The sequence below is a fragment of the Photorhabdus kayaii genome, from assembly GCF_025384895.1.
Taxonomy (GTDB): domain Bacteria; phylum Pseudomonadota; class Gammaproteobacteria; order Enterobacterales; family Enterobacteriaceae; genus Photorhabdus; species Photorhabdus kayaii.
The window spans coordinates 19,612-41,944 of record NZ_JAJAFZ010000028.1 but is presented as its reverse complement, the minus strand read 5'-3'; the positions used below and the strand labels follow the sequence as shown (position 1 = coordinate 41,944).

Below are 22,333 nucleotides of genomic sequence, written 5' to 3'. Positions count from 1 at the left end.
AGTAAGCACATGGAAGTCTGGGAGAAACACCAGTATGCATAATGAATCGCCGATAAAAAGACGCAAATCTACGCGTATTTATGTAGGCAATGTGCCTGTCGGGGATAGTGCACCCATTTCGGTGCAGTCAATGACAAACACACGTACTACAGATGTGGAAGCGACTGTTAAACAGATTAAATCGCTTGAGCGTGTTGGCGTTGATATTGTTCGCGTATCAATACCAACGATGGACGCCGCGGAAGCATTTAAGTTGATTAAGCAGCAAGCGAGTGTTCCTTTGGTTGCAGATATCCATTTTGATTACCGTATAGCGCTTAAAGTTGCAGAGTATGGTGTCGATTGCCTGCGGATTAACCCTGGAAATATCGGTAATGAAGCACGTATCCGTGAGGTTGTGGCTTCTGCCCGTGATAAAAATATCCCAATCCGCATTGGTGTAAATGGCGGATCATTGGAAAAGGATCTTCAGGAAAAATATGGTGAGCCCACCCCAGAAGCGTTGGTGGAATCGGCTATGCGCCATGTGGATATTCTTGACAGACTTAATTTTGATCAGTTTAAAATCAGTGTAAAAGCGTCAGATGTCTTTCTGGCGGTTGGTGCCTATCGCCTGTTAGCTCAGAAGATTGATCAGCCATTGCATCTTGGTATTACCGAGGCGGGTGGTGCGCGTGCAGGCTCTGTAAAATCTGCCATTGGCTTGGGTATCCTCCTGTCAGAAGGTATCGGTGATACCCTGCGTATTTCTTTGGCTGCCGATCCTGTCGAAGAAGTTAAAGTGGGTTTTGACATTCTGAAAGCATTACGTATTCGTTCCCGTGGTATAAATTTTATCGCTTGTCCAACCTGTTCCCGTCAGGAGTTTGATGTTATTGGCACAGTTAATGCTTTGGAACAGCGTTTGGAAGATTTACTCACACCGATGGATGTTTCTATTATTGGTTGTGTGGTTAACGGACCCGGAGAGGCGGAGGTTTCTACTTTGGGTGTCACCGGCGCCAGAACGAAAAGTGGTTTTTATGAAGATGGGATACGGCAGAAAGTGCGTCTCGATAATGCTGATATGATCGATCAGCTTGAGGCTAAGATCCGTGCTAAAGCATCAATGCTCGATGAAAATATGCGCATTGGCATAAGTCAACTGGACAAATAATGTATCTGATACTGGCTCATCGTGATGATGAGCCAGCGTTGTTTTGTTTGTTAATTGAAGCTCGTCGGTATTCGCTTCAATCAATATCATTTTTGAATCATTAACTAGAGATAAGACGTGGCAAAAAATATCCAAGCTATTCGAGGCATGAATGACTACTTGCCGGCAGATACGGTTATCTGGCAGCGTATCGAAACTATTTTGAAACGAGTACTGGCGGGTTATGGTTATAGCGAGATCCGCACACCGATTGTAGAGCAGACCCCGTTATTTAGACGGGCTATTGGGGAAGTCACTGATGTGGTTGAAAAGGAGATGTATACCTTTGATGATCGCAATGGTGAAAGTGTGACCCTACGCCCTGAAAATACCGCAGGTTGTGTGCGTGCCGGTATTGAACATGGTCTGCTGTACAATCAGGAACAGCGCGTATGGTATTTAGGGCCAATGTTCCGTTATGAGCGTCCACAAAAAGGCCGTTACCGCCAATTTTATCAATTAGGTGCTGAAGTTTTTGGTCTTCAAGGGCCTGATATTGATGCCGAACTTATTTTATTGACTGCTCGCTGGTGGCGTGAGCTCGGTATTTTTGAGCATGTGACGCTTGAACTGAATTCCATTGGTTCGTTGGCGGCACGTGCCAATTACCGCGAAGCGTTGGTGGCTTTTCTTGAGCAGCACAAAGATAAGCTGGATGAAGATTGCAAACGCCGTATGTACAGTAATCCATTACGTGTTCTGGATTCAAAAAATCCAGAGGTTCAGCAACTGCTTAATGATGCGCCGGAACTGTTTGATTATCTTGATGCCGAATCAAAGGAACATTTTGACAGCCTGTGTGCACTTCTTGATGGGGCGGGTATCAAGTATCGGATTAATCAGCGTTTGGTTCGTGGCTTGGATTATTATAACCGCACAGTATTTGAATGGGTGACAACGGCACTCGGGGCTCAAGGGACGGTCTGTGCCGGTGGTCGGTACGATGGGCTGGTTGAGCAACTGGGGGGCCGACCAACGCCTGCTGTGGGTTTTGCCATGGGGATGGAGCGTTTGATTTTGCTGGTGCAAGAAATTAATCCAGCATTTGTCGCGGAGCGGACAGTTGCAGATGTTTATCTCGCTTCTTTTGGTGAAGGTAGTCAGCAAGCGGCATTAATTTTGGCTGAACAGGTACGTGATACGTTGCCCCAATTGCGTTTAATGATGAACCACGGGGGAGGGAACTTTAAGAAGCAACTGGGGCGTGCGGATAAACAAGGCGCCAAAATTGCACTGATTCTCGGTGAGGATGAAGTTCGTTCTGGTCAAGTAGCCATTAAAGATTTACGTACAGGTGAACAACAAACGTTGCCGCAAAGCGAAATTGCGGTTCGCTTGGTTGAACTGTTAGGTTAAGGAGAGACTCTGTGGAAGTCTATACCAATGAAAACGAACAAGTAGACGTAATTCGTCGCTTTTTTGCCAATAATGGTAAAGCCTTGGTTTTTGGGCTGGTGTTGGGTGCCGGGGTGCTGATTGGCTGGCGTTACTGGCAATCTCATCAGACAAATCAGTTGCAGGAAAGTGCAGAAGCTTTTGAACGAGTAGATCAAGGATTAATTACCAGTACAAAAGAGAGTCATGTTGCTGCCGAAAAATTTGCCAGTGAAACTAATAATAGTTATGGCGTGATGACGCATATGCATTTGGCTCAACTTGCTGTTGAAAAGAATGAATTAACTAAAGCAGATAAGTTTTTATCTGCGGCGGCCGGTCAGGTAAAAAGTGAAGATTTGCTGTCTCTGGTGAATATTCGCCTAGCCAGGGTTCAATTGGCGGAAGATAAAGCGGATGCCGCGCTGAAAACATTGGAACAGGTTAAAGGTTCCGGTTGGGTTGCCGTTGCAGAGGATATCCGCGGTGATGCCCTGTTGAAAAAAGGTGATATTGCCGGCGCCCGCGCAGCGTATACCAAAGGTTTGAGCTCAAATTCACCACAGGCGATCAAATCGATGTTAAATCTTAAATTGAATAACTTATCCAGCTAAGGGGAATTCTTTCAATGCAACTGCGTAAAACACTCTTGGTTGGTTTGGTGGCTTCCGTTCTGCTAGCCGGTTGTTCAAGTGAGCAAGACACAGTAACGATGTCACCATTGCCACAGGTCGAAAATCAATTTAATCCAAGCGAAGTTTGGGATAAATCTGTAGGTGATGGTGTAGGTCGTTATTATTCTCACTTGACGCCAACTTGGCAGGGCTCCGCTGTTTATGTTGCTGATCGTCATGGCATCGTTAAGGCGTTGGGCATTGATAGTGGTAAAGAGATATGGTCGGTGAATCTGGCGGAAAAAGCGGGTTTCCTCTCTTCTCGTATACCTGCATTGCTCTCTGGTGGTCTGACCGTTGCTGGGGATCATCTATATGTAGGTACTGAACGTGCCAAAGTTATTGCATTGAATACCAAAGACGGCCAAGTTGCCTGGCAATCCGACGTTGCCGGTGAAGCGTTGTCGCGTCCTGTGGTGAGTGATGGTCTGGTGCTGATTCATACCAGTAATGGGATGTTGCAGGCATTAAGTGAGTCAGATGGTAAAGTGCAATGGTCCGTTAATTTGGATTCACCGTCATTATCATTGCGTGGTGAATCGGCGCCTGCCGTGGCTTACGGTGCTGCCGTCGTAGGTGGGGATAATGGCCGTGTCAACGCCGTCTTGATTTCTCAGGGGCAGTTGATTTGGCAACAACGTATTTCTCAGGTAACCAGTTCTACAGAAATCGGTCGTCTTAATGATGTTGATACGACACCGGTTATTTCTGAGGGCGTGATATATGCAATAGCTTATAACGGTAATCTGGTGGCGCTTGATATGCGTTCAGGTCAGATCCTCTGGAAGCGTGATTTGGGTTCAGTGAACGAGATGGTTGTTTATGGTGATAATATCTATATTGTTGACCAAAATGATCGTGTTATGGGTCTGCGTCAAAGTGATGGTGTCACTTTGTGGACTCAGACAAAATTGCAACACCGTAATTTAACCGCGCCTGAAATGTATAATGGCTATCTGGTTGTCGGTGACAGTGAAGGTTATCTGCACTGGCTGAATATGGATGACGGTAAGTTTGTTGCTCAACATAAAGTTGATAGTTCCGGTTTAATGAGTCGTCCGGTTGTTGCCAGTGATAAATTGATGGTACAGGCGAAAAACGGTACGGTTTATCTGTTTACCCGTTGAGTATTGCTTACTGCCTGTTTACCGGAAATAAAGTAAAGCGTTAGTTATCCTACGGCTCCTGGATAGAAAAAGAACAGGAGCCGTTTCGTCTTTTTAGTGTTCTGTTGTGGTGAACAGCGGAGTACTAATTTCAAATTAAGTCATGAGGCATCAACAAATGATACCTGTCGTCGCCCTGGTAGGGCGCCCAAATGTGGGTAAGTCCACATTATTTAACCGTTTAACCCGTACAAGAGATGCGCTGGTAGCGGATTTTCCAGGTCTGACTCGCGACCGTAAATATGGTCGAGCTGAGGTTGAAGGGCAGGAGTTTATCATCATTGATACCGGTGGTATCGATGGCACCGAAGAGGGTGTGGAAACCCATATGGCAGCTCAATCTTTGATGGCGATTGAAGAGGCCGATATAGTTCTGTTTATGGTAGATGCTCGTGCCGGACTTATGCCAGCAGACCACGCGATAGCAAAACATCTACGTGGCCGAGAAAAAGCTACTTTTTTGGTCGCGAATAAAACCGACGGTGTTGATATTGATACCGCTACTGCTGAATTTTATTCCCTCGGATTGGGGGATATCTATTCTATCGCGGCTTCTCATGGTCGTGGTGTCACCCAACTTATCGAACGAGTACTGTTACCTTTCTCCGGTAAAGGTGAAGAAGATGTGGTTGAGTTGACTGAGGAAGAGGCCAACGCCGCTTATTGGGCAGAGCAGGAACAGAATGAAATTGAGTTGGTAGAAGAGGAGGAGGATTTTGATCCATCAACTCTGCCATTGAAATTAGCCATTGTCGGTAAGCCAAATGTGGGCAAGTCTACATTGACTAACCGTATCTTGGGTGAAGAAAGGGTTGTGGTTTACGATATGCCAGGAACTACCCGTGACAGCATTTATATTCCAATGGAGCGCGATGGCCGTGAATATATCCTTATTGATACCGCGGGGGTACGTAAGCGGGGTAGGATCACTGAAACGGTTGAAAAATTTTCAGTCATAAAAACCCTTCAAGCGATTGAAGATGCTAACGTTGTATTACTGGTGATCGATGCGCGAGAAGGTATTTCCGATCAAGATTTGTCATTATTGGGTTTTATTCTCAATAGCGGGCGCTCATTGGTCATTGCGGTCAATAAATGGGATGGCATGTCACAGGAAGATAAAGAGCGTGTGAAAGAGATGCTGGATTATCGTCTTGGTTTTGTTGACTTTGCCAGAGTACATTTTATCTCTGCTTTGCACGGTAGTGGGGTGGGGAATCTGTTTGACTCGATCCTTGAGGCTTATGATTGCGCCACTCGTCGTGTCAATACTTCACTGCTAACCCGTATCATGCATATGGCCGAAGAAGATCATCAACCGCCGATGATCCGTGGTCGCAGGGTGAAAATGAAATATGCTCATGCTGGTGGTTATAATCCACCAATTGTTGTGATCCACGGTAATCAGGTAACAGATTTGCCTGATTCTTATAAGCGTTATCTGATGAACTATTTCCGCCGATCCCTAAAGGTGATGGGAACGCCCATTCGGATTCAGTTTAAAGAAGGGGCGAATCCCTATGCTGACAAACGTAATACGTTGACACCAAATCAAATGCGTAAACGTAAACGTCTAATGGCGCATCTGAAAAAGCGTTAATGCTAATAGGAAAAGGGGTGGTGATTAACCACCCTTTTTGTCGGTGTTCCAGATCTGGGTAATGATTTCCGGTGCATCTGACTCAGGAAGGGTGAAGTGGTGTTCTTCATTTCCATTGACGATACTGAGCAGATAATAATCTTGATCAGGATATGCTGCTGATGGCATAGAATCGGAAAAGTCTTGTTTTATGGCTTGAAGAAATAACTGTTGTTGGTGTGAAGACAATGATTCTAAATCCACTGTTTTATCTTGGTTGAGGCCAGGTGTAGCGGCAAATCCTCCTTGTAGGGAAATTGTGATTTTACTATCAGTTGTGAGTTTGAGCGTTTTATTATTCATGATATACCAATTTTTTACGGTTATTTTTCAGGTCTCTTTAGTATAGCGTGAAATTCGTCGTTAACAATTTTAGCATCTTTTATTAGATATATTTTTTACTAGTCAGGTATTACAAATAATAAAATATCGCTGGCGTTAAACCAGCGATATGTTTATAGATTACTCTTCAGTTTTATCTTCAGTTTTATCTTTAGTTTTGTCCTTATCGCCGCCCTTATCGTCTTTATCTTCCTTCACTTTAACGCCCACTTCTGTCCAGCTATCAATAGTTGCTTTTTCAACATCCTCATCAAATAGCTCACGAGCATGTTTAATTGTTAATTTAGCGAAGGATAAGAAGTTAGTATCACGTGCAAGATCTTTATCCAACAATGTGTTGTACCATATTTTTCCTGCTCTTTCCCAGGCATATCCACCTAATTTTATCGCCAGATTATAGAAGGCTTTATTAGGAATACCTGAATTTATATGAACACCACCATTGTCTCTATAAATCGGCAAGTCTTTATAATCATCCATATGACCCGGCTGTGGATCTTTACCGAGATCCTTATCATCATATGCACTGCCAGGGTTTTTCATTGAACGAATCCCTACACCTTTAACGTCTTTGCCCAGTAACTCACTACCTATAATCCAATCAGCGTCTTCAGCTTTTTGTTTCAGATAATGTTGTTTTACTAATGTGCCAAAAACATCTGCTATTGATTCATTCAATGCTCCAGACTGGAAGAAATAGACCAAATCTGCTGTTTTTTCGATAACACCATGAGATAATTCATGGCCGATAACATCAATAGATGTTGTGAAATCATTGAAAAGTTTGCCATCTCCGTCGCCAAATACCATTTGCCCGTCGCCCCAGAATGCATTCATATATTCTTCGCCATAATGCACAGTGGCAATCAATTTCATTCCTTTATCATCTAATGAATTGCGACTAAAAACTTCTTTATAGAAATTATAAGTTGCTTCTAAATATTTATATGCGTTATCAACTGATTTATCTCCGTTATCTGGTTCTCCTTCATCTCGTACTAATTTGCCTGGCAACTTGCGTTTATTTTCTGCATCGTGAATAGAACGATGTATAGTTGTCTTAGTAACTTTATCATCATCGGAATCATCAGAAGATTCTTTAATAACATTGTCCAACATTAAACTCTTAGTATGATTTAATGTCATTAATACTTTCTTCTTTTCGTTATCATTATTATAAATATTTTGAAGAATGTACGGTGGTATTAAGCCTCTGTAGTTATTGTTTTGTATTTGCATAAAATATCTCCTGGAATAAATTTTTAGTTTTAATTAGAGGTACTCTTTAAGTACGGATTCATATTAAACACGTTTCCAACAGATAGTCATCAGGGCTAACCTGCTTCTTTTATGTTAAGGGGTTGTTAACAAAATGTTAAGTTTTTTTATGTGAGGGATTTTTGCATTGGCTGTAATAAAAATATAAATAGTTAGGAATAGTTTTTTATAATATTCCTAACATGATGGAAAATCATATCCAGTTTTTTGCTGGTAGAAAGTCGGTATATAAAGCGGCTTCTGTAGATTCTGGTTCAGGGTGATAATCATGTTCCCAGCGAGCTAATGGTGGCATGGACATTAAGATAGATTCTGTTCGTCCCCCACTTTGTAATCCAAATAAGGTTCCTCTGTCCCAAACGAGGTTAAATTCTACATAGCGACCACGGCGATATAATTGAAATTGTCGTTCACGTTCACCCCATAATATCTCCTTCCTTTTTTCTACAATAGGTAGATAGGCAGAAAGGAAACCTTTACCTATATCTTGAGTAAAATTAAAACAATGTTCAAAGTCAGGTGTATTCAAGTCGTCATAGAATAAGCCACCAATTCCACGGGCTTCGTTACGATGTTTAATATAGAAATAATTATCACACCATTCTTTATATTTTGGGTAAACATCTTCTCCATAGGGGCGACATATATTTCTGGCAGTGGTGTGCCAATGAATAGCATCTTCCTTAAAACCATAATAAGGTGTTAAATCAAAACCCCCACCGAACCACCACACTGGCGCTTCACCTTCTTTTTCTGCAATAAAGAACCGAACATTCGTATGGCTGGTTGGTATATAGGGATTCAAAGGATGAATAACTAGAGAGACGCCCATGGCCTGATAATGACGTCCGACCAGTTCAGGACGGTGAGCTGTTGCTGATAAAGGAAGCATATCTCCTGATACATGAGAAAAATTAGCGCCTGCTTGTTCGAATATCGTGCCTTCTTTCATAATTCGACTACGGCCTCCGCCACCTTCTTCTCGTTGCCAGCACTGCTCAGTAAATTTCTCTTTGCCATCTATTTGTTCCAATTGTTGGCAAATTTCATCCTGTAATGAAAGGAAAAAAGATTTAATCTGATTAATGTTTGGTGTATTCATGGTTCTTTTCCCATTATGGTGTGGTGAGCGCTATATTATAGCTATTAGTGGAAGAGAACGCATTTTCGTATTGATTCCGGTGTTAAAGCGGAGATAATGAGAAAATAGTTATTTCAATAAAAACAGGTTGGTTAGGGATGGAAATTCGGGTATTTCGACAAGATGATTTTGAAGAAGTGATCACCTTATGGGAACGCTGCGATTTACTTAATCCTGGTGTTGATCCTGAAGTGGATATCGAGCGTAAATTGACGCATGATCCTGACCTGTTTTTAGTTGCGGAAGTGGTTGGTGAAGTGGTTGGGACGATTATGGGTGGTTATGATGGTCATCGTGGTTCAGCTTATTATTTGGGAGTTCATCCTGAATTTCGCGGTAGGGGAATTGCGAATGCATTAATTGCCCGGTTGGAGAAGAAATTGATTGCCCGTGGTTGCCCAAAAATAGTTCTTATTGTTCCTGAAGATAACGATGCTACTATCTATATGTGTGAAAAACTGGAATATGAAGATCGTCATCAAGAGAGTGTTATTTTCAGTAAGCGTTTGATTGTTGATCAGGAATATTGAGTTCAGATATGGCTGAGTGAAAGAATCCCACTCAGCCACAAGCCATTAGTTCAATTTGGTGACTTTTTTCACATCAACAGTCATACCATTCCACTCTTTATCGACTTCACCTTCAAGACGGACTCTATCTTGAGGTGTTATCGTTTGACCATTCCAGTATTTATGATCAACTTCGACTTCAACAATTCCTGCATTATCGCGGAATATGAAGTGATCACTGTGGATACGGGATTCAATATGCCCTTCCAGCACGACCCAACTGTCATCTCTCATATTTTTAACTTGTTGGGTGGTGGAAACTCTTGCATTTTGATCGACAAAACCACCTTGTGGTGCTGCTTGGACCGGAGGCTGTGTTGAATCAGGACCAGAAAAACCACCAAATTGCGTCTGTGAGGTTTGAGCCATTGACGGCATACTGAATAAAGTAATCAAGGCGGTGGTTATAAATATTTTTTTCATCATATTGACCTTACTAATGGTAATGATTTTAGGGGGTAATGGTACCGCTAAGTTGCATTTTGTCAATAAAATATTAATCTAAAGTAATTAATTTAAATATTCTCTGAAACTAACAATCAGATGTGATGTCTCAGTGCCTATCTCTGTATTGAGTCATAAGGGAACCAGTTATGCAGAAGTATACTTTAACTAGCATGTTGTCAGGATTGCGCTTTGTCACAATAAGTGGTGCATTGTTGCTGGCCGGTTGTACGGGTTCATCGGGTTTTTCATGGTCGGATTTGTCTCCTATTAGCTGGTTTGGTAGCCCCTTAAAAATCTCGGATCAGGGTGTGGGAGAAATAAATGGTCTGACAGCAATGAATAAAGAGGCAATAGAGAAGGGGTTGGATGGAAAGTATCACTTACGCAGTGGCATGGAAACAAAAAATGGCCAATTGGTGACAGTATTTCAAGCAATGGATGGTGATCAATTGAAGATAGCGTTATTTGGTCAGGCCGATGGAAAAATCAGTCGCATTGAAGTGCTGGATGAAGATATTGAAACCGTCTGGGGAACAAAGGTCGGCATGCCATTTTCAGCACTTTATAGCAAGGCATTTGATGTTTGCCGAAATACGGTGAGTGAGTCAGAGAAGAGCGCTATTGTCTGCGTATCCCCACAGAGCAAACATGTCAGTTATCTGTTTACAGGTCATTGGAATGGCCCTGAAGGTTTGATTCCTTCTGATGATGTACTGAAAAAATGGAAAGTGGAACGTATCGTCTGGAAACGATGAGAGTTTCTGATTAAAAACATAAACTGAGCCAGTTTAGTGAATTGAATGTTTTTCTTGCGGAGCCGTAACAGGCCCGCATTTTTCATTTAAAAACCTTATTACTCCTGTCATCTTATTGCATTTCATACTTTCTAAGTGCAATTTGGTATATTAAACGGCGATAGTTATCTACCTTGTTATAAATAAACTGGGTACATTAGTCACTGGAGCGTTATTTGATGGAATAACGGATAAGGTGAAAAATGAAAAAGTATTCGATAAAAAATACGATACTAAACGGACTAGTAGTAGTAACTTTATTAGGCAGCAGTCATGCCTCTGCTGTAGAGCTATTAAACAGCTCTTATGATGTTGCGCGTGAGCTATTTTCTGCGCTGAATCCTGAATTTGAAAAACAGTGGAATGAGCAGTATCCACAAGATAAGTTGATAATCAAACAATCCCACGCTGGCTCCTCCAAACAAGCACTGGCAGTTCTTCAAGGATTGCGGGCTGATGTGGTGACTTACAATCAGGTAACGGATGTGCAAATTTTGCATGATCGTGGCAATCTGCTCTCGGCTGATTGGCAGAACCGCCTGCCAAATAGCAGTTCACCTTACTATTCCACGATGGCGTTTCTCGTGCGTAAAGGTAACCCCAAAAATATTCGTAATTGGGATGATTTAGTGCGTCAGGATGTCAAATTAGTCTTCCCAAACCCTAAAACCTCCGGTAATGGTCGTTATGCTTATTTGGCCGCCTGGGGAGCTATTCAACAGGAAAATGGTGGAGATCAGGGTAAAACTCGCGAATGGATGAAACGTTTCCTGAAAAATGTCGCTGTGTTTGATACTGGCGGTCGCGGGGCAACAACTTCATTTATTGAGCGTGGTTTGGGCGATGTACTGATCAGTTTCGAATCTGAAGTGAACAACATTCGCAAGCAGTATGGTGATGATAAATATGAAGTGATCGTTCCACCGGTAGGTATTCTGGCAGAATTCCCTGTGGCTTGGATTGATAAGCATATTGCGAAAAACGGTACAGAGAAAGCGGCTAAAGCTTATCTGAATTATCTTTATAGCCCACAGGCACAGCAGATCATTACTCGCTTTAATTATCGTGTCAGTAATAAAAACGTGATGGCTCAACAGAGGGCCCGTTTTCCGGAAACTAATCTGTTTCGATTGGAAGATCAATTTGGTGGTTGGTCACAAGTGATGAAAACTCACTTCAATACTGGCGGTATGCTGGATCAATTGCTGGCCGAGGGGCATAAGTAATGTTTTCGAGATCCAGTAAGCGAGTATTGCCTGGTTTTGGGTTGAGCTTAGGCAGTAGTTTGTTCTATACCTGCTTGATTTTATTGTTACCCCTGAGTGCATTAGTTGTGCAGCTTTCCAGTATGACCTGGGAACAGTATTGGCAGGTGATTGCTAATCCCCAAGTTGTAGCAGCTTATAAAGTGACATTGCTAGCAGCAGCGGTTGCCAGCTTGTTTAATGCGGTGTTTGGTATGTTGATGGCATGGGTTTTAACCCGCTATCGTTTCCCAGGCCGTAGCTTATTGGATGGTTTGATGGATCTCCCTTTTGCGTTACCTACTGCGGTAGCGGGATTGACATTGGCAACGCTATTCTCTGTGAGTGGTTGGTATGGCTCTTTGCTTGGGCACTTTGATGTGAAAGTAGTGAATACTTGGTTGGGTATTGCGGTAGCAATGGCGTTTACAAGTCTGCCATTTGTAGTGCGAACGATTCAGCCGGTACTTGAAGAGTTAGGGCCAGAATATGAAGAAGCAGCTCAAACATTAGGTGCTAATCGTTGGCAAACTTTCTTGCGGGTTGTATTGCCAGAATTATCTCCGGCTTTAATTGCGGGCACCGCACTCTCTTTTACCCGCAGCTTGGGGGAGTTTGGTGCAGTGATCTTTATTGCCGGTAATATTGCATGGCAAACAGAAGTGGTATCGCTGATGATTTTCATCCGTTTACAGGAGTTTGATTACCCCGCAGCCAGTGCCATCGCATCAGTTATATTGGCAATATCCCTGATATTACTCTTTAGCATTAATACTCTGCAAAGCCGCTTTGGTCGGCGGATTGGAGGGCATTAATGGTTGAATTATCTGAATTTTGTGTAGCACAACGACCACCTGTAAATTGGGCGAAATGGACGTTGATCATAACAGGCGTATTGTTTTCAATCTTACTGTTAGTGATCCCCATTGTCTGGATATTTATGACTGCCTTTTCTAAAGGCGTTGAGATAGTCACTGAGAATCTTTTAGATCCTGATATGTTGCATGCCATCTGGTTAACGATACTGATCGCGTTAATTACCGTTCCGGTAAACCTAATTTTTGGCGTCATGATCGCTTGGCTGGTAACGCGCTTTCAGTTTCCCGGGCGGCAATGTTTATTGACATTGATCGACATTCCGTTTGCTGTTTCGCCGGTCGTAGCTGGTTTGATCTACCTATTGTTTTATGGTTCGAATGGGTGGGCCGGAAGTTTGTTGGAACCCTATGATATCCAATTGATGTTTTCCTGGCCGGGAATGGCCTTAGTAACGATATTTGTGACTTGTCCTTTCGTTGTTCGAGAGCTGGTGCCAATGATGCTTAGTCAGGGGAGCCAGGAGGATGAAGCTGCAATTTTATTGGGGGCGTCTGGTTGGAAAATGTTTTGGCGGGTGACGTTACCTAATATCCGTTGGGCGTTGTTATATGGTGTGGTTTTGACCAATGCCCGGGCAATTGGTGAATTTGGTGCTGTCTCAGTGGTATCCGGTGCTATTCGTGGTGAAACTTACACATTGCCGTTGCAGGTTGAATTACTGCATCAAGATTACAACACCGTAGGGGCATTTACTGCGGCGGCATTGTTGGCATTGATGGCAATTATCACTTTGATTGTTAAAAGTGCTTTGCAGTGGCGGTTAAGTCGTCAACATGGTTAAGGTAGGAGCAGAATATGAGTATTGAAATTAATAATATCAGTAAATATTTTGGTCGGACTCAGGTTCTGAGCGATATCACTCTGAATGTTTTTTCTGGAGAAATGGTTGCTCTGCTTGGTCCGTCAGGCTCCGGTAAAACAACCTTGTTGAGAATTATTGCTGGTCTGGAACAACAAACTGCGGGGAAGCTGAGTTTCCACGGGCAAGATGTTAGCCGTATGCATGCTAAAGATCGGCAAGTTGGATTCGTATTTCAGCATTATGCACTGTTTCGGCATATGACTGTGTTTGATAATGTTGCTTTTGGATTGACAGTACTGCCACGACGTAGGCGTCCGAATATGGCGGCTATCCGCCGTAAGGTTATGGAGTTGCTGGAGATGGTGCAATTGACGCATTTTGCTGAACGCTATCCATCACAACTTTCTGGTGGGCAGAAACAGCGGGTGGCGTTGGCAAGAGCATTGGCTGTTGAACCACAAATTCTATTACTCGATGAGCCATTTGGTGCACTGGATGCTCAGGTAAGAATGGAATTACGCCGTTGGTTACGCCGGCTCCATGAAGAGCTTAAATTTACCAGTGTCTTTGTCACTCACGATCAGGAAGAAGCGATGGAAGTGGCTGACCGGGTTGTTGTCATGAGGCAAGGGAATATTGAACAGGTAGGTACGCCACAAGATGTATGGCGTTATCCGGCAAGCCGTTTTGTGATGGAGTTCTTGGGTGAGGTCAATCATTTTAGTGGGGAAATTAAAGGCTCTCAGCTGTTGATTGGCGGGCAGCACTTGCCTCTCAATGTGACGCCAATCCATCAGGGGAATGTTGATGTATTCTTGCGTCCGTGGGATATCATGATGAACTCGCAACCGACACTTTCTAGTCCATTGCCAGTACAGGTGACTGAGGTCAGTCCTAGAGGGCATTTCTGGCAGCTTTCGGTTCAGCCCCTAGGCTGGCATCATGAATCGGTTGCTGTTATTTGGTTTGATGAAACTTCAGTACCCACAAGAGGAAACTGTTATTTTATTGGTGGCACTGAGGCGCGTTTATATGCGGGTGATAAGCAATTGCAAACACTGAGTTTAGCCCAAACTGCCTGATAATTATTTGAATTTGGTTGGTACCATTTTGCTCATCGCCTTACCGCCAGGGATGGGCATTTTTTATTTAGGGTCTTGCGATATATGTCTGAATATGGTTATTTCGCATTTCTATTAAATAAAATTTGGGTAATAACTGTGGCAAGTTTGGAACATTTTATAGGGAATACCCCACTAGTAAAATTACAACGAATGACCGATAGGCTAGGTGTAGAAATATGGGTGAAACTTGAAGGTAATAATCCGGCAGGCTCGATAAAAGACAGAACAGCGCTATCAATGATTCAGCAAGCTGAATTGCGGGGTGAGATTTCTCCCGGTGACGTATTAATTGAAGCTACTAGCGGAAATACGGGTATTGCGTTAGCAATGATTGCCGCAGTAAAAGGTTATCATCTTAAATTACTGATGCCTGATAATATGAGCCTTGAGCGTCAAGCTTCTATGCGAGCTTATGGTGCAGAACTGATTTTGGTGAGTAGCGCAATGGGCATGGAAGGTGCACGTGATTTAGCTCAGCAAATGGAGCGTAATGGTGAAGGTAAAGTACTTGATCAATTCAATAACCCGGATAATCCTTTAGCGCATTTTACGACGACAGGGCCGGAAATTTGGCAGCAGACGCAAGGGCGTATTACACATTTTGTTTCCAGTATGGGAACGACGGGAACTATTACCGGTGTTAGCCGCTATTTAAAAAGCCAGTCTAATAGTGTACAGATTATTGGCTTACAACCAGCGGCGGATAGCCATATTCCAGGTATTCGCCGTTGGTCGTCGGCTTATTTGCCTGGCATTTTTCGCAAGGAGTTAGTTGATCAAGTGTTGGATATCACTCAGAAAGAAGCTGAAGATACCATGCGTTTGTTAGCTCAGAAAGAAGGGATTTTCTGTGGGGTTAGTTCCGGCGGTGCTGTTGCCGGAGCATTAAGTGTTGCGGCACAAAATCCAGGTTCTGTCATTGTTACCATTATCTGCGACCGTGGTGACAGATACCTTTCTACCGGGGTATTTAATTAATCTGGTTATATACCCGTCATCTTTCAAGTTGCCTCCTTGTTGGCTGCGTTCACTCACCCCGGTCACATCGTTATCTATGCTCCCGGGGATTCGCTCCCTTGCCGTCGCGATGCATCTTGAAATCCATTGGGTATACATTCAGCGTGAGTAGAGTAAAAGAGGTGGGTAAGCTCTGCTCACACTAGCCAATTTCTAAATAGAAAACGATGTAAATTGAAAATAAGGGATAAAAAAACAGCCGCGATTGTCGGCCGTTTTTTAATATGAAAATGATACTGTAACAGTTAAAGTGTTGCTACTTTTTAATACGCATAATGGGGGTTTCACCAACAGTGACAGAACCACTCAACTTGGATAACTCTTTAATCTCATCCATGTTGGAAATAACAACAGGTGTCAGGGTTGATTTTGCTCTCTCTTCAAGGAATTTAAGATCGAATTCCAAAACTAAATCACCTTTTTGTACACGCTGACCTTCTTCAGCAATACGTTTAAAGCCTTCGCCTTTAAGCTCAACCGTATCAATACCAAAATGGACAAATAGCTCAATACCGCTGTCCGATTCGATAGAAAATGCATGGTTGGTTTCAAATATTTTACCGATTGTTCCATCAACTGGTGCAACTATCTTGTTGCCGGCGGGTTTTATAGCGATACCATCGCCGACAATTTTCTCGGCGAAGACAACATCTGGAACATCTTCAATATTGACAATCTCACCAGATAAAGGCGCGATAATTTCAATAGTGCCGCTGTTTTTTTTATCATCTGAAACTAGAGATTTCAGTTTATCAAACAGACCCATGAATCTTCTCCTAATTGTTTATATTGGACCGCGTTTTAACCGATATTGTTAGCAAAGTGTTTTTTCTTTGATGAAGGTATCAACCAATTCTATCAACCCCTTAGCGGTAGACTGAGAAAGGGCTTGCTCAGCTAACGCTTTTGCATCTTCGTAACGAGTATTACGAATGATTTTCTTGATGCGGGGAATAGAAATCGCACTCATACTAAACTCATCCAGCCCCATGCCTAATAGCAACAAGGTAGCACGTTCATCACCTGCAAGCTCGCCACACATCCCCGTCCATTTACCTTCAGCGTGTGAAGCATCGATGGTTTGCTTAATCAGGCTCAATACTGCTGGTAGCATCGGGTTATAAAGATGAGAAATCAACTCGTTACCGCGGTCTACAGCAAGAGTATACTGAGTTAGATCGTTTGTCCCAATACTGAAAAAGTCAACTTCTTTTGCCAGGTGATGAGCAATAACTGCTGAAGCTGGTGTTTCTATCATCACACCCACTTCGATTGCTTCATCGAATTTTTTACCTTCTTCGCGAAGCTGGCCTTTCAGCAATTCAAGTTCTACTTTCAATTCCTGTACTTCTTCTACAGAAATAATCATTGGGAACATAATACGTAATTTACCGAAAGCAGATGCACGTAAGATAGCACGTAACTGAGAATGTAAGATCTCTTTTCGATCAAGGCAAATACGAATTGCACGCCAACCAAGGAATGGGTTCTCTTCTTTCGGTAGATTCATATAGGGCAGATTTTTATCACCACCGATATCCATCGTACGTATAATAACCGCTTGGCTGCCTATTGCCTCGGCAACGGCTTTATAAGCTTGGAACTGTTCTTCTTCTGTTGGCAGTGCATCACGATCCATAAACAGAAATTCTGTACGGTATAAACCGACACCTTCGGCACCATTGCGTTCAGCGCCGATCACATCACGGACGGTACCGATATTGGCACAGACTTCAACCTGATGACCATCAAGAGTCATTGCCGGGAGATCTTTCAACTTTGCAAGTTCAGCTTTTTCTGACAAATATTCGTTTTTGGTCTTTTTAAGTTGTTCAATTTCTGCATCAGACGGGTTGATGTAAATATGGTTATTTACTGCATCCAGGATTAGGTAGTCACCATTCTGGATTGTCGCCGTCGCCTGGGTGGTACCCACTATCGCGGGCAGTTCAAGAGAGCGGGCCATGATTGACGTGTGAGAAGTTCGGCCACCTAAATCGGTAATAAAACCGAGTACTTTTTCCAGATTGAGTTGTGCGGTTTCAGATGGAGTCAGGTCGTTGGCAACCAGAATGACTTCTTCTGAAATTGAGCCAAGATCAACAATGGGCATCCCCAGAATGTTTTTCAGCAAGCGTTTACCGATATCACGCACGTCTGTGGCACGTTCTTTCAGGTATTCATCATCTAATTCTTCAAGGGCTTGGGCCTGGGTTTCAATAACAGAATAAACCGCGGCATCTGAGGTTTTGAAATCGTTTTTGATTAACGCAATAATTTCTTGCTCAAGTTCTTCATCTTCCAATAGCATAATATGCCCTTCGAAGATTTCAGCTTTTTCTTCTCCGAGGTTTTTTGCTGCTATATTCTTGATGATTTCTAGCTGAGATGAGGCTTTTTCACGACCTTGCATGAAATGGGAAATTTCTTGTTCGACTTGCTCTTGGCTAATTTTTTTCTGATTGATAATGATTGAGTCTTCTTTCAGTAATAGTGCTTTACCGAAAGCAATGCCTGGTGATACTAATATGCCTGAAATCATGATGTTACCTAACTACTAATAATTATTCTTTAAAGAGCCAGCCCGCAGATGGTTTGCTGTTTTAGGACATGCATTTAAACTGATATCCCCAGATAAAAGTTTATCCGGGGATGAGGAACGGCTAAGTGAATACCTGTTTATACCCGTTATCTTTCAAGTTGCCTCTTTGTTGGTTGCACTCGCTCACCCCGGTCACATAGTTTCCTATGCTCCCGGGGATTCACTCCCTGGCCGTCGCGATGCATCTTGAAATCCATAGGGTATATTCACAATCTCTGAATCTTGACTGGCTTTACGGTTAATGGAAAGTTATTCCAGTTCTGCCATTAATTTAACCAGATGCTCGATTGCTTTTTGCTCATCTTCACCTTCAGCAGAAATGGTCACTACAGTGCCTTGAGTGAGTCCCAAAGTTTGTAGCTTAAATAGGCTTTTGGCACTGGCAGTTTTACCACTGGAAGTCAGAGTAATGTCGGAGGAGAAACTTTTGGCTTCTTTAACAAACTGTGCAGCGGGACGGGTGTGTAGGCCATTTGGCGCAGTAATAGTGACTTCTTGCTGGAACATAACGTTTCCTCAATAACTTAGATTTTTGCTATGTAAGTTAAGAATTTGTAATGGACAAATTTTAACTTGAGTGTTTATTCACTGCCTATCCCATTTAAGACGATTTTATTTACCTAAAGAGCGAACTGAGTCATGTTCTGGCAAAAGCGATAAATAGCTCTTAAACGCTCTTTAGTACGACCCGTAAGTTCCGAGTCATGTGTGCTGTCTGTATTCACTTTTACTGGTAAGAATGAACAGCACTAACGACGTCTACTGAGATAGACTCTCAGGTTGATAATGTAATAAAAATTTTTATTCATTATCAGAAAAATTGTTCTTTCCGATGCTTCTGATTGATAGTTTGAAGTAAAGATAGATCACGGAACTACTTAACTGAAACTACTACTTCTACTAATTAATTTCGAGCATCGAAATAATTATTATTGGTTAAATACTAGACCCATTGTAAGAAATCATCTGGCAAAGTGTAAAAATTTGATCTACCACACAGAAAAAGCACCATTTAGGTGCTTTTTTATCAATAAATCTAAGTAACTTACTTAAAAACTTTTATTCATCAGACAAGTCAGCAAACAGTACACTGCTTAGATAACGTTCGCCTGATGAAGCCAGAATGACGACGATATTTTTGTCTTTATATTCTGGTTCCTGAGAAAGTTTCACTGCTGCTGCAACGGCGGCACCAGAGGAGATACCGACCAAAATGCCCTCTTTCACCATGATTTCACGCGCGGTTTTGATAGCTTCCTCACCGCTGATTTTGAAAACGCGATCAACCAGTGTCAAATCAAGGTTATCTGGAATGAAACCTGCACCAATACCTTGAATCTTATGGGGACCCGGTTTCACTTCTTCACCGGCCAGAGTCTGGCTGATGACGGGTGATTCTTCAGGCTCTACGGCAACCGCGGTGATATTTTTACCTTTGGTGTTTTTCAGGTAACGGGTGACACCTGTTAATGTACCGCCAGTCCCTACACCGGTAACAAATACATCCACTTCACCGTCTGTGTCTTCCCAGATTTCCGGGCCTGTGGTTTTTTCATGGATTTCCGGGTTTGCCGGATTGCTGAACTGTTGCAGGATAATATAACGATCGGGATCGCTAGCTTTAATTTCATTGGCTTTCTCAATGGCACCTTTCATGCCTTTAGCGCCTTCCGTCAGTACCAGTTGTGCTCCCAATGCTTTCAATAGCTTGCGGCGCTCAATACTCATGGTTTCTGGCATAGTCAGCGTTAATTTGTAGCCCCGAGCGGCGGCAACATAAGCAAGGGCTATCCCGGTATTACCGCTGGTAGGTTCTACCAATTCTTTCCCTTGTTGTAGGATACCGCGTTTTTCAGCATCCCAAATCATGTTGGAACCAATGCGACATTTTACACTAAAACTTGGGTTACGGGATTCTACTTTTGCCAGAATACGCCCATTGCCAAAGTGTTTTAGGCGAATTAACGGGGTACGACCAATAGTCAAAGAATTATCTTCGTAAATTTTACTCATACTCGTCTTTCAACTCCCTTTAGTGATATCCGGTCAACAATACGCCAACAACAGGTTAATGGAAATATGACTTAAATATATTTTTATTGTCTAAAAGAATAACTTAAATGAATATCACGGCATAATACCAGGAGCGTGTTGATCTCGATAACGATCGACCCACATTGCCGTCGCTGCGCATACGGCAACAGGCATAATTACCAAATTGACAATGGGTATCATGGTTAAAATATTCACTGTTGCGCCAAATTGCAGATTAATTATTTTGTTTTGGCGAAGGGCGCTACGCATTGTTGGAAAACTGACTTTGTGATTATCAAAGGGGTAATCACAATACTGAATCGATAACATCCAGGCACTGAAAATAAACCAGAGCACAGGTGCAACAGTCTGCCCGATGACAGGAATAAAATAGAGTATCAATAAGACCAGAGCGCGTGGAATATAGTAGCGCAGCTTGACTAATTCCCGTTTCAGGATACGTGGAACATCTTTGAAGAGTGCGATAACGCCGGTATCCGGCGCGGGGGTTCCTGTTAAATCCGCTTCCAATTTCTCTGCCAGCAGACCATTGAATGGTGCTGCGATAAAATTCGCTATTGTGCTAAAGAAGTAAGTAAAAATCAGCAAAACAGAGATCACGGCCAGCGGCCATAAAATATAACTGAGCCATTGCATCCAATCTGGTACTTTGCTCACTATCCAAGGGAGCCAATTCTCCAGTTTTTGGTAGAGCCACCAAAATGAACCACCGAGAAACAAAACATTTGCCAACAAAGGCAATAAGACAAATCTTTTAATGCCTGGGCGAGTCATTAATTTGCAACCTTGCACCAAATACTGAAAGCCGCTCAAATTTTTTGGCGATTTTGTCAAATTCAGCATACTTCCTATTCTCTCCTGTGTGATTGAAACGCTATCATATAGGCAGGATTTTCGACTGACTAGTATTGTTCTGTATAAAAAAAATGCAAAAGAGGCTTATTAGGCATTTTTCTGATAAGAAAAGTGTGTATAAGCTTGCACTTGTGTTATTTGACAAATACAGTTAATACAGAAAATATTCCGCCGTGGTGGCATACTTAATTAAACAACAGAGATAGCAATGATGCAGGATTTGCGTCTGATATTAATCATTGTTGGTGCGATAGCAATAATAGCTTTGCTGTTACATGGGTTGTGGACCAGCCGTAAAGAGCGTTCTTCGCTTTTTCGTAATCGCCCAGTTAAACGTCATAAACATGATCGTCAGAATAGTTTCGTCGATGACAGTGATGATGGAGCGTTCGACAATCAGCAAAAGCCTTATGCCCATAAGCAGGTGAAATCTCATCAGGAGTATAACGCTGAGTCAGCTATCAAACGCCGTCAGCAAAAGTTGACTGAAATTGATGCTGCAACGCCTGAAGAAAGCGATGATCCATTGCTGGCGGGCCGTCAACCTGAAATGACAGCGAGAAAAGCCGTCGTAGAAGAGCAGGAACCCCAACTTGGTCTGTTTGAATTTGAAGGGCAGAATGAGTCTGAAAGAAACGGATCTGTGATTGAAGGAAAATCACAGGAAGCGGCTGGCGAAAAAGAAGCTCAGACTAAAGTGAAAGAAATTGTTTTGGTTCTTCACGTAGCAGCACACCACGGTCAGGAATTGAATGGTGAATCCTTGCTGCAAAGTATTTTACAATCTGGCTTCCAGTTTGGGGAAATGCAGATTTTTCATCGTCACGTGAACCCATCAGGTAGTGGCCCGGTCCTGTTTAGTCTGGCAAATATGGTGAAACCGGGTTCATTTAATCCTGAAACAATGGTTGATTTTACGACTCCAGGGGTTTCCATGTTTATGGTGGTCCCTTCTTACGGAGAATCTAGTCAGAATTTTAAACTGATGTTGCAGGCGGCCCAGCGTATTGCTTCTGATGTTGGGGGTGTGGTGCTTGATGATGAGCGAAAAATGCTGACACCGCAAAAAATCGAATTGTATAAGGCACGTATTCGCAGCACACTTGGTGTTCAGGTATAATCAATTTATCGAATGT

Annotated in this window: 23 protein-coding genes; 13 read left to right on the top strand and 10 right to left on the bottom strand. The window is 42.7% G+C overall.

All coding sequences use genetic code 11. The features are described from left to right. Nucleotides 1-34 precede the first annotated feature (34 nt). The 5 genes from ispG (at nucleotide 35) to der (ending at nucleotide 6,009) form a co-directional block, all read left to right on the top strand. Nucleotides 35-1,156, top strand: a complete 1,122-nt coding sequence (ispG, locus tag LGZ98_RS12410; RefSeq protein WP_113043660.1) for a flavodoxin-dependent (E)-4-hydroxy-3-methylbut-2-enyl-diphosphate synthase — start codon at nucleotides 35-37, stop codon at nucleotides 1,154-1,156. Nucleotides 1,157-1,273: 117 nt separating this feature from the next. Continuing rightward, nucleotides 1,274-2,551 (top strand): histidine--tRNA ligase, encoded by a 1,278-nt coding sequence (gene hisS, locus LGZ98_RS12405; protein ID WP_112895224.1) that lies wholly within the window; start codon nucleotides 1,274-1,276, stop codon nucleotides 2,549-2,551. A gap of 11 nt (nucleotides 2,552-2,562) precedes the next feature. Then, nucleotides 2,563-3,183 carry a YfgM family protein gene (locus tag LGZ98_RS12400; protein ID WP_113043659.1) on the top strand — a complete coding sequence of 207 codons (621 nt, stop codon included), beginning with the start codon at nucleotides 2,563-2,565 and terminating at the stop codon, nucleotides 3,181-3,183. Between the two features lie 14 nt (nucleotides 3,184-3,197). Next, entirely contained in the window at nucleotides 3,198-4,370 is a 1,173-nt protein-coding gene (gene bamB, locus LGZ98_RS12395; protein ID WP_113043658.1) for an outer membrane protein assembly factor BamB, read from the top strand. A 157-nt stretch (nucleotides 4,371-4,527) separates the two neighbouring features. Continuing rightward, nucleotides 4,528-6,009 carry a ribosome biogenesis GTPase Der gene (gene der / locus LGZ98_RS12390; RefSeq protein ID WP_113043657.1) on the top strand — a complete coding sequence of 494 codons (1,482 nt, stop codon included), beginning with the start codon at nucleotides 4,528-4,530 and terminating at the stop codon, nucleotides 6,007-6,009. 24 nt (nucleotides 6,010-6,033) lie between these two features. On the opposite strand, the gene LGZ98_RS12385 is transcribed toward der, so the two are convergent. The 3 genes from LGZ98_RS12385 to hemF all read right to left on the bottom strand — a co-directional run bounded on the left by LGZ98_RS12385 (nucleotide 6,034) and on the right by hemF (nucleotide 8,770). Further along, nucleotides 6,034-6,351 (bottom strand): protealysin inhibitor emfourin, encoded by a 318-nt coding sequence (locus LGZ98_RS12385; RefSeq protein ID WP_228899746.1) that lies wholly within the window; start codon nucleotides 6,349-6,351, stop codon nucleotides 6,034-6,036. A gap of 159 nt (nucleotides 6,352-6,510) precedes the next feature. After that, entirely contained in the window at nucleotides 6,511-7,629 is a 1,119-nt protein-coding gene (prtS, locus tag LGZ98_RS12380) for a metalloprotease PrtS (protein ID WP_262978131.1), read from the bottom strand. Nucleotides 7,630-7,861: 232 nt separating this feature from the next. Continuing rightward, on the bottom strand, nucleotides 7,862-8,770 hold the full coding sequence (gene hemF / locus LGZ98_RS12375) for an oxygen-dependent coproporphyrinogen oxidase (protein WP_113043654.1): 909 nt from the start codon (nucleotides 8,768-8,770) through the stop codon (nucleotides 7,862-7,864). 137 nt (nucleotides 8,771-8,907) lie between these two features. Between hemF and LGZ98_RS12370 the strand changes: the two genes are divergently transcribed. Beyond that, entirely contained in the window at nucleotides 8,908-9,339 is a 432-nt protein-coding gene (locus LGZ98_RS12370) for a GNAT family acetyltransferase (RefSeq protein WP_011145692.1), read from the top strand. A gap of 45 nt (nucleotides 9,340-9,384) precedes the next feature. Here LGZ98_RS12370 and LGZ98_RS12365 read toward each other — a convergent pair whose 3' ends face one another. Further along, the gene (locus tag LGZ98_RS12365) at nucleotides 9,385-9,801 is read right to left on the bottom strand and encodes a YgiW/YdeI family stress tolerance OB fold protein (RefSeq protein ID WP_390904679.1); all 417 of its coding nucleotides are present in this window, start codon (nucleotides 9,799-9,801) and stop codon (nucleotides 9,385-9,387) included. 170 nt (nucleotides 9,802-9,971) lie between these two features. Between LGZ98_RS12365 and LGZ98_RS12360 the strand changes: the two genes are divergently transcribed. The 6 genes from LGZ98_RS12360 (at nucleotide 9,972) to cysM (ending at nucleotide 15,646) form a co-directional block, all read left to right on the top strand. Beyond that, nucleotides 9,972-10,580 (top strand): RpoE-regulated lipoprotein, encoded by a 609-nt coding sequence (locus LGZ98_RS12360; RefSeq protein WP_228899750.1) that lies wholly within the window; start codon nucleotides 9,972-9,974, stop codon nucleotides 10,578-10,580. A 242-nt stretch (nucleotides 10,581-10,822) separates the two neighbouring features. Further along, entirely contained in the window at nucleotides 10,823-11,845 is a 1,023-nt protein-coding gene (locus LGZ98_RS12355) for a sulfate ABC transporter substrate-binding protein (protein WP_262978130.1), read from the top strand. Continuing rightward, the gene (cysT, locus tag LGZ98_RS12350) at nucleotides 11,845-12,678 is read left to right on the top strand and encodes a sulfate/thiosulfate ABC transporter permease CysT (RefSeq protein ID WP_113043650.1); all 834 of its coding nucleotides are present in this window, start codon (nucleotides 11,845-11,847) and stop codon (nucleotides 12,676-12,678) included. Before LGZ98_RS12355 ends, cysT begins: the two co-directional genes overlap by 1 nt. Beyond that, nucleotides 12,678-13,523 (top strand): sulfate/thiosulfate ABC transporter permease CysW, encoded by an 846-nt coding sequence (cysW, locus tag LGZ98_RS12345; protein WP_262978129.1) that lies wholly within the window; start codon nucleotides 12,678-12,680, stop codon nucleotides 13,521-13,523. The genes cysT and cysW overlap by 1 nt, the downstream gene beginning before the upstream one ends. Before the next feature lie 14 nt (nucleotides 13,524-13,537). Continuing rightward, a complete protein-coding gene (cysA, locus tag LGZ98_RS12340; RefSeq protein ID WP_113043648.1) occupies nucleotides 13,538-14,626 on the top strand; it encodes a sulfate/thiosulfate ABC transporter ATP-binding protein CysA in 1,089 nt (362 codons plus the stop codon). Nucleotides 14,627-14,764: 138 nt separating this feature from the next. Next, a complete protein-coding gene (gene cysM, locus LGZ98_RS12335; RefSeq protein WP_113043668.1) occupies nucleotides 14,765-15,646 on the top strand; it encodes a cysteine synthase CysM in 882 nt (293 codons plus the stop codon). On the opposite strand, the gene LGZ98_RS12330 is transcribed toward cysM, so the two are convergent. The 6 genes from LGZ98_RS12330 to cysZ form a co-directional block, all read right to left on the bottom strand. Then, nucleotides 15,554-15,784, bottom strand: a complete 231-nt coding sequence (locus LGZ98_RS12330; protein WP_146748119.1) for a hypothetical protein — start codon at nucleotides 15,782-15,784, stop codon at nucleotides 15,554-15,556. The two genes, cysM and LGZ98_RS12330, sit on opposite strands and share 93 nt — an antisense overlap. Before the next feature lie 157 nt (nucleotides 15,785-15,941). Next, nucleotides 15,942-16,451 (bottom strand): PTS glucose transporter subunit IIA, encoded by a 510-nt coding sequence (gene crr, locus LGZ98_RS12325; RefSeq protein WP_011145700.1) that lies wholly within the window; start codon nucleotides 16,449-16,451, stop codon nucleotides 15,942-15,944. Between the two features lie 48 nt (nucleotides 16,452-16,499). Beyond that, nucleotides 16,500-18,227, bottom strand: a complete 1,728-nt coding sequence (gene ptsI / locus LGZ98_RS12320) for a phosphoenolpyruvate-protein phosphotransferase PtsI (protein WP_112895211.1) — start codon at nucleotides 18,225-18,227, stop codon at nucleotides 16,500-16,502. 309 nt (nucleotides 18,228-18,536) lie between these two features. Continuing rightward, nucleotides 18,537-18,794, bottom strand: a complete 258-nt coding sequence (gene ptsH / locus LGZ98_RS12315) for a phosphocarrier protein Hpr (RefSeq protein WP_112895210.1) — start codon at nucleotides 18,792-18,794, stop codon at nucleotides 18,537-18,539. Between the two features lie 552 nt (nucleotides 18,795-19,346). Then, on the bottom strand, nucleotides 19,347-20,300 hold the full coding sequence (gene cysK, locus LGZ98_RS12310; RefSeq protein WP_262978128.1) for a cysteine synthase A: 954 nt from the start codon (nucleotides 20,298-20,300) through the stop codon (nucleotides 19,347-19,349). Between the two features lie 114 nt (nucleotides 20,301-20,414). Next, nucleotides 20,415-21,185: a sulfate transporter CysZ gene (cysZ, locus tag LGZ98_RS12305; RefSeq protein ID WP_228899766.1), complete on the bottom strand. Its 771-nt coding sequence runs from the start codon at nucleotides 21,183-21,185 to the stop codon at nucleotides 20,415-20,417. A 220-nt stretch (nucleotides 21,186-21,405) separates the two neighbouring features. Between cysZ and zipA the strand changes: the two genes are divergently transcribed. Continuing rightward, nucleotides 21,406-22,317 (top strand): cell division protein ZipA, encoded by a 912-nt coding sequence (gene zipA, locus LGZ98_RS12300; RefSeq protein WP_262978127.1) that lies wholly within the window; start codon nucleotides 21,406-21,408, stop codon nucleotides 22,315-22,317. The last annotated feature ends 16 nt before the right edge of the window (nucleotides 22,318-22,333 follow it).

Excerpts from the sequence above, each read along its gene's own strand:
- ispG (WP_113043660.1), top strand. The coding sequence starts at position 35 with ATGCATAATGAATCGCCGATAAAAAGACGCAAATCTACGCGTATTTAT.
- bamB (WP_113043658.1), top strand. The coding sequence starts at position 3,198 with ATGCAACTGCGTAAAACACTCTTGGTTGGTTTGGTGGCTTCCGTTCTG.
- der (WP_113043657.1), top strand. The coding sequence starts at position 4,528 with ATGATACCTGTCGTCGCCCTGGTAGGGCGCCCAAATGTGGGTAAGTCC.
- LGZ98_RS12385 (WP_228899746.1), bottom strand. The coding sequence starts at position 6,351 with ATGAATAATAAAACGCTCAAACTCACAACTGATAGTAAAATCACAATT.
- prtS (WP_262978131.1), bottom strand. The coding sequence starts at position 7,629 with ATGCAAATACAAAACAATAACTACAGAGGCTTAATACCACCGTACATT.
- hemF (WP_113043654.1), bottom strand. The coding sequence starts at position 8,770 with ATGAATACACCAAACATTAATCAGATTAAATCTTTTTTCCTTTCATTA.
- LGZ98_RS12370 (WP_011145692.1), top strand. The coding sequence starts at position 8,908 with ATGGAAATTCGGGTATTTCGACAAGATGATTTTGAAGAAGTGATCACC.
- LGZ98_RS12365 (WP_390904679.1), bottom strand. The coding sequence starts at position 9,801 with ATGAAAAAAATATTTATAACCACCGCCTTGATTACTTTATTCAGTATG.
- LGZ98_RS12360 (WP_228899750.1), top strand. The coding sequence starts at position 9,972 with ATGCAGAAGTATACTTTAACTAGCATGTTGTCAGGATTGCGCTTTGTC.
- LGZ98_RS12355 (WP_262978130.1), top strand. The coding sequence starts at position 10,823 with ATGAAAAAGTATTCGATAAAAAATACGATACTAAACGGACTAGTAGTA.
- cysT (WP_113043650.1), top strand. The coding sequence starts at position 11,845 with ATGTTTTCGAGATCCAGTAAGCGAGTATTGCCTGGTTTTGGGTTGAGC.
- cysW (WP_262978129.1), top strand. The coding sequence starts at position 12,678 with ATGGTTGAATTATCTGAATTTTGTGTAGCACAACGACCACCTGTAAAT.
- cysA (WP_113043648.1), top strand. The coding sequence starts at position 13,538 with ATGAGTATTGAAATTAATAATATCAGTAAATATTTTGGTCGGACTCAG.
- LGZ98_RS12330 (WP_146748119.1), bottom strand. The coding sequence starts at position 15,784 with ATGTATACCCAATGGATTTCAAGATGCATCGCGACGGCAAGGGAGCGA.
- crr (WP_011145700.1), bottom strand. The coding sequence starts at position 16,451 with ATGGGTCTGTTTGATAAACTGAAATCTCTAGTTTCAGATGATAAAAAA.
- ptsI (WP_112895211.1), bottom strand. The coding sequence starts at position 18,227 with ATGATTTCAGGCATATTAGTATCACCAGGCATTGCTTTCGGTAAAGCA.
- ptsH (WP_112895210.1), bottom strand. The coding sequence starts at position 18,794 with ATGTTCCAGCAAGAAGTCACTATTACTGCGCCAAATGGCCTACACACC.
- cysK (WP_262978128.1), bottom strand. The coding sequence starts at position 20,300 with ATGAGTAAAATTTACGAAGATAATTCTTTGACTATTGGTCGTACCCCG.
- cysZ (WP_228899766.1), bottom strand. The coding sequence starts at position 21,185 with ATGCTGAATTTGACAAAATCGCCAAAAAATTTGAGCGGCTTTCAGTAT.
- zipA (WP_262978127.1), top strand. The coding sequence starts at position 21,406 with ATGATGCAGGATTTGCGTCTGATATTAATCATTGTTGGTGCGATAGCA.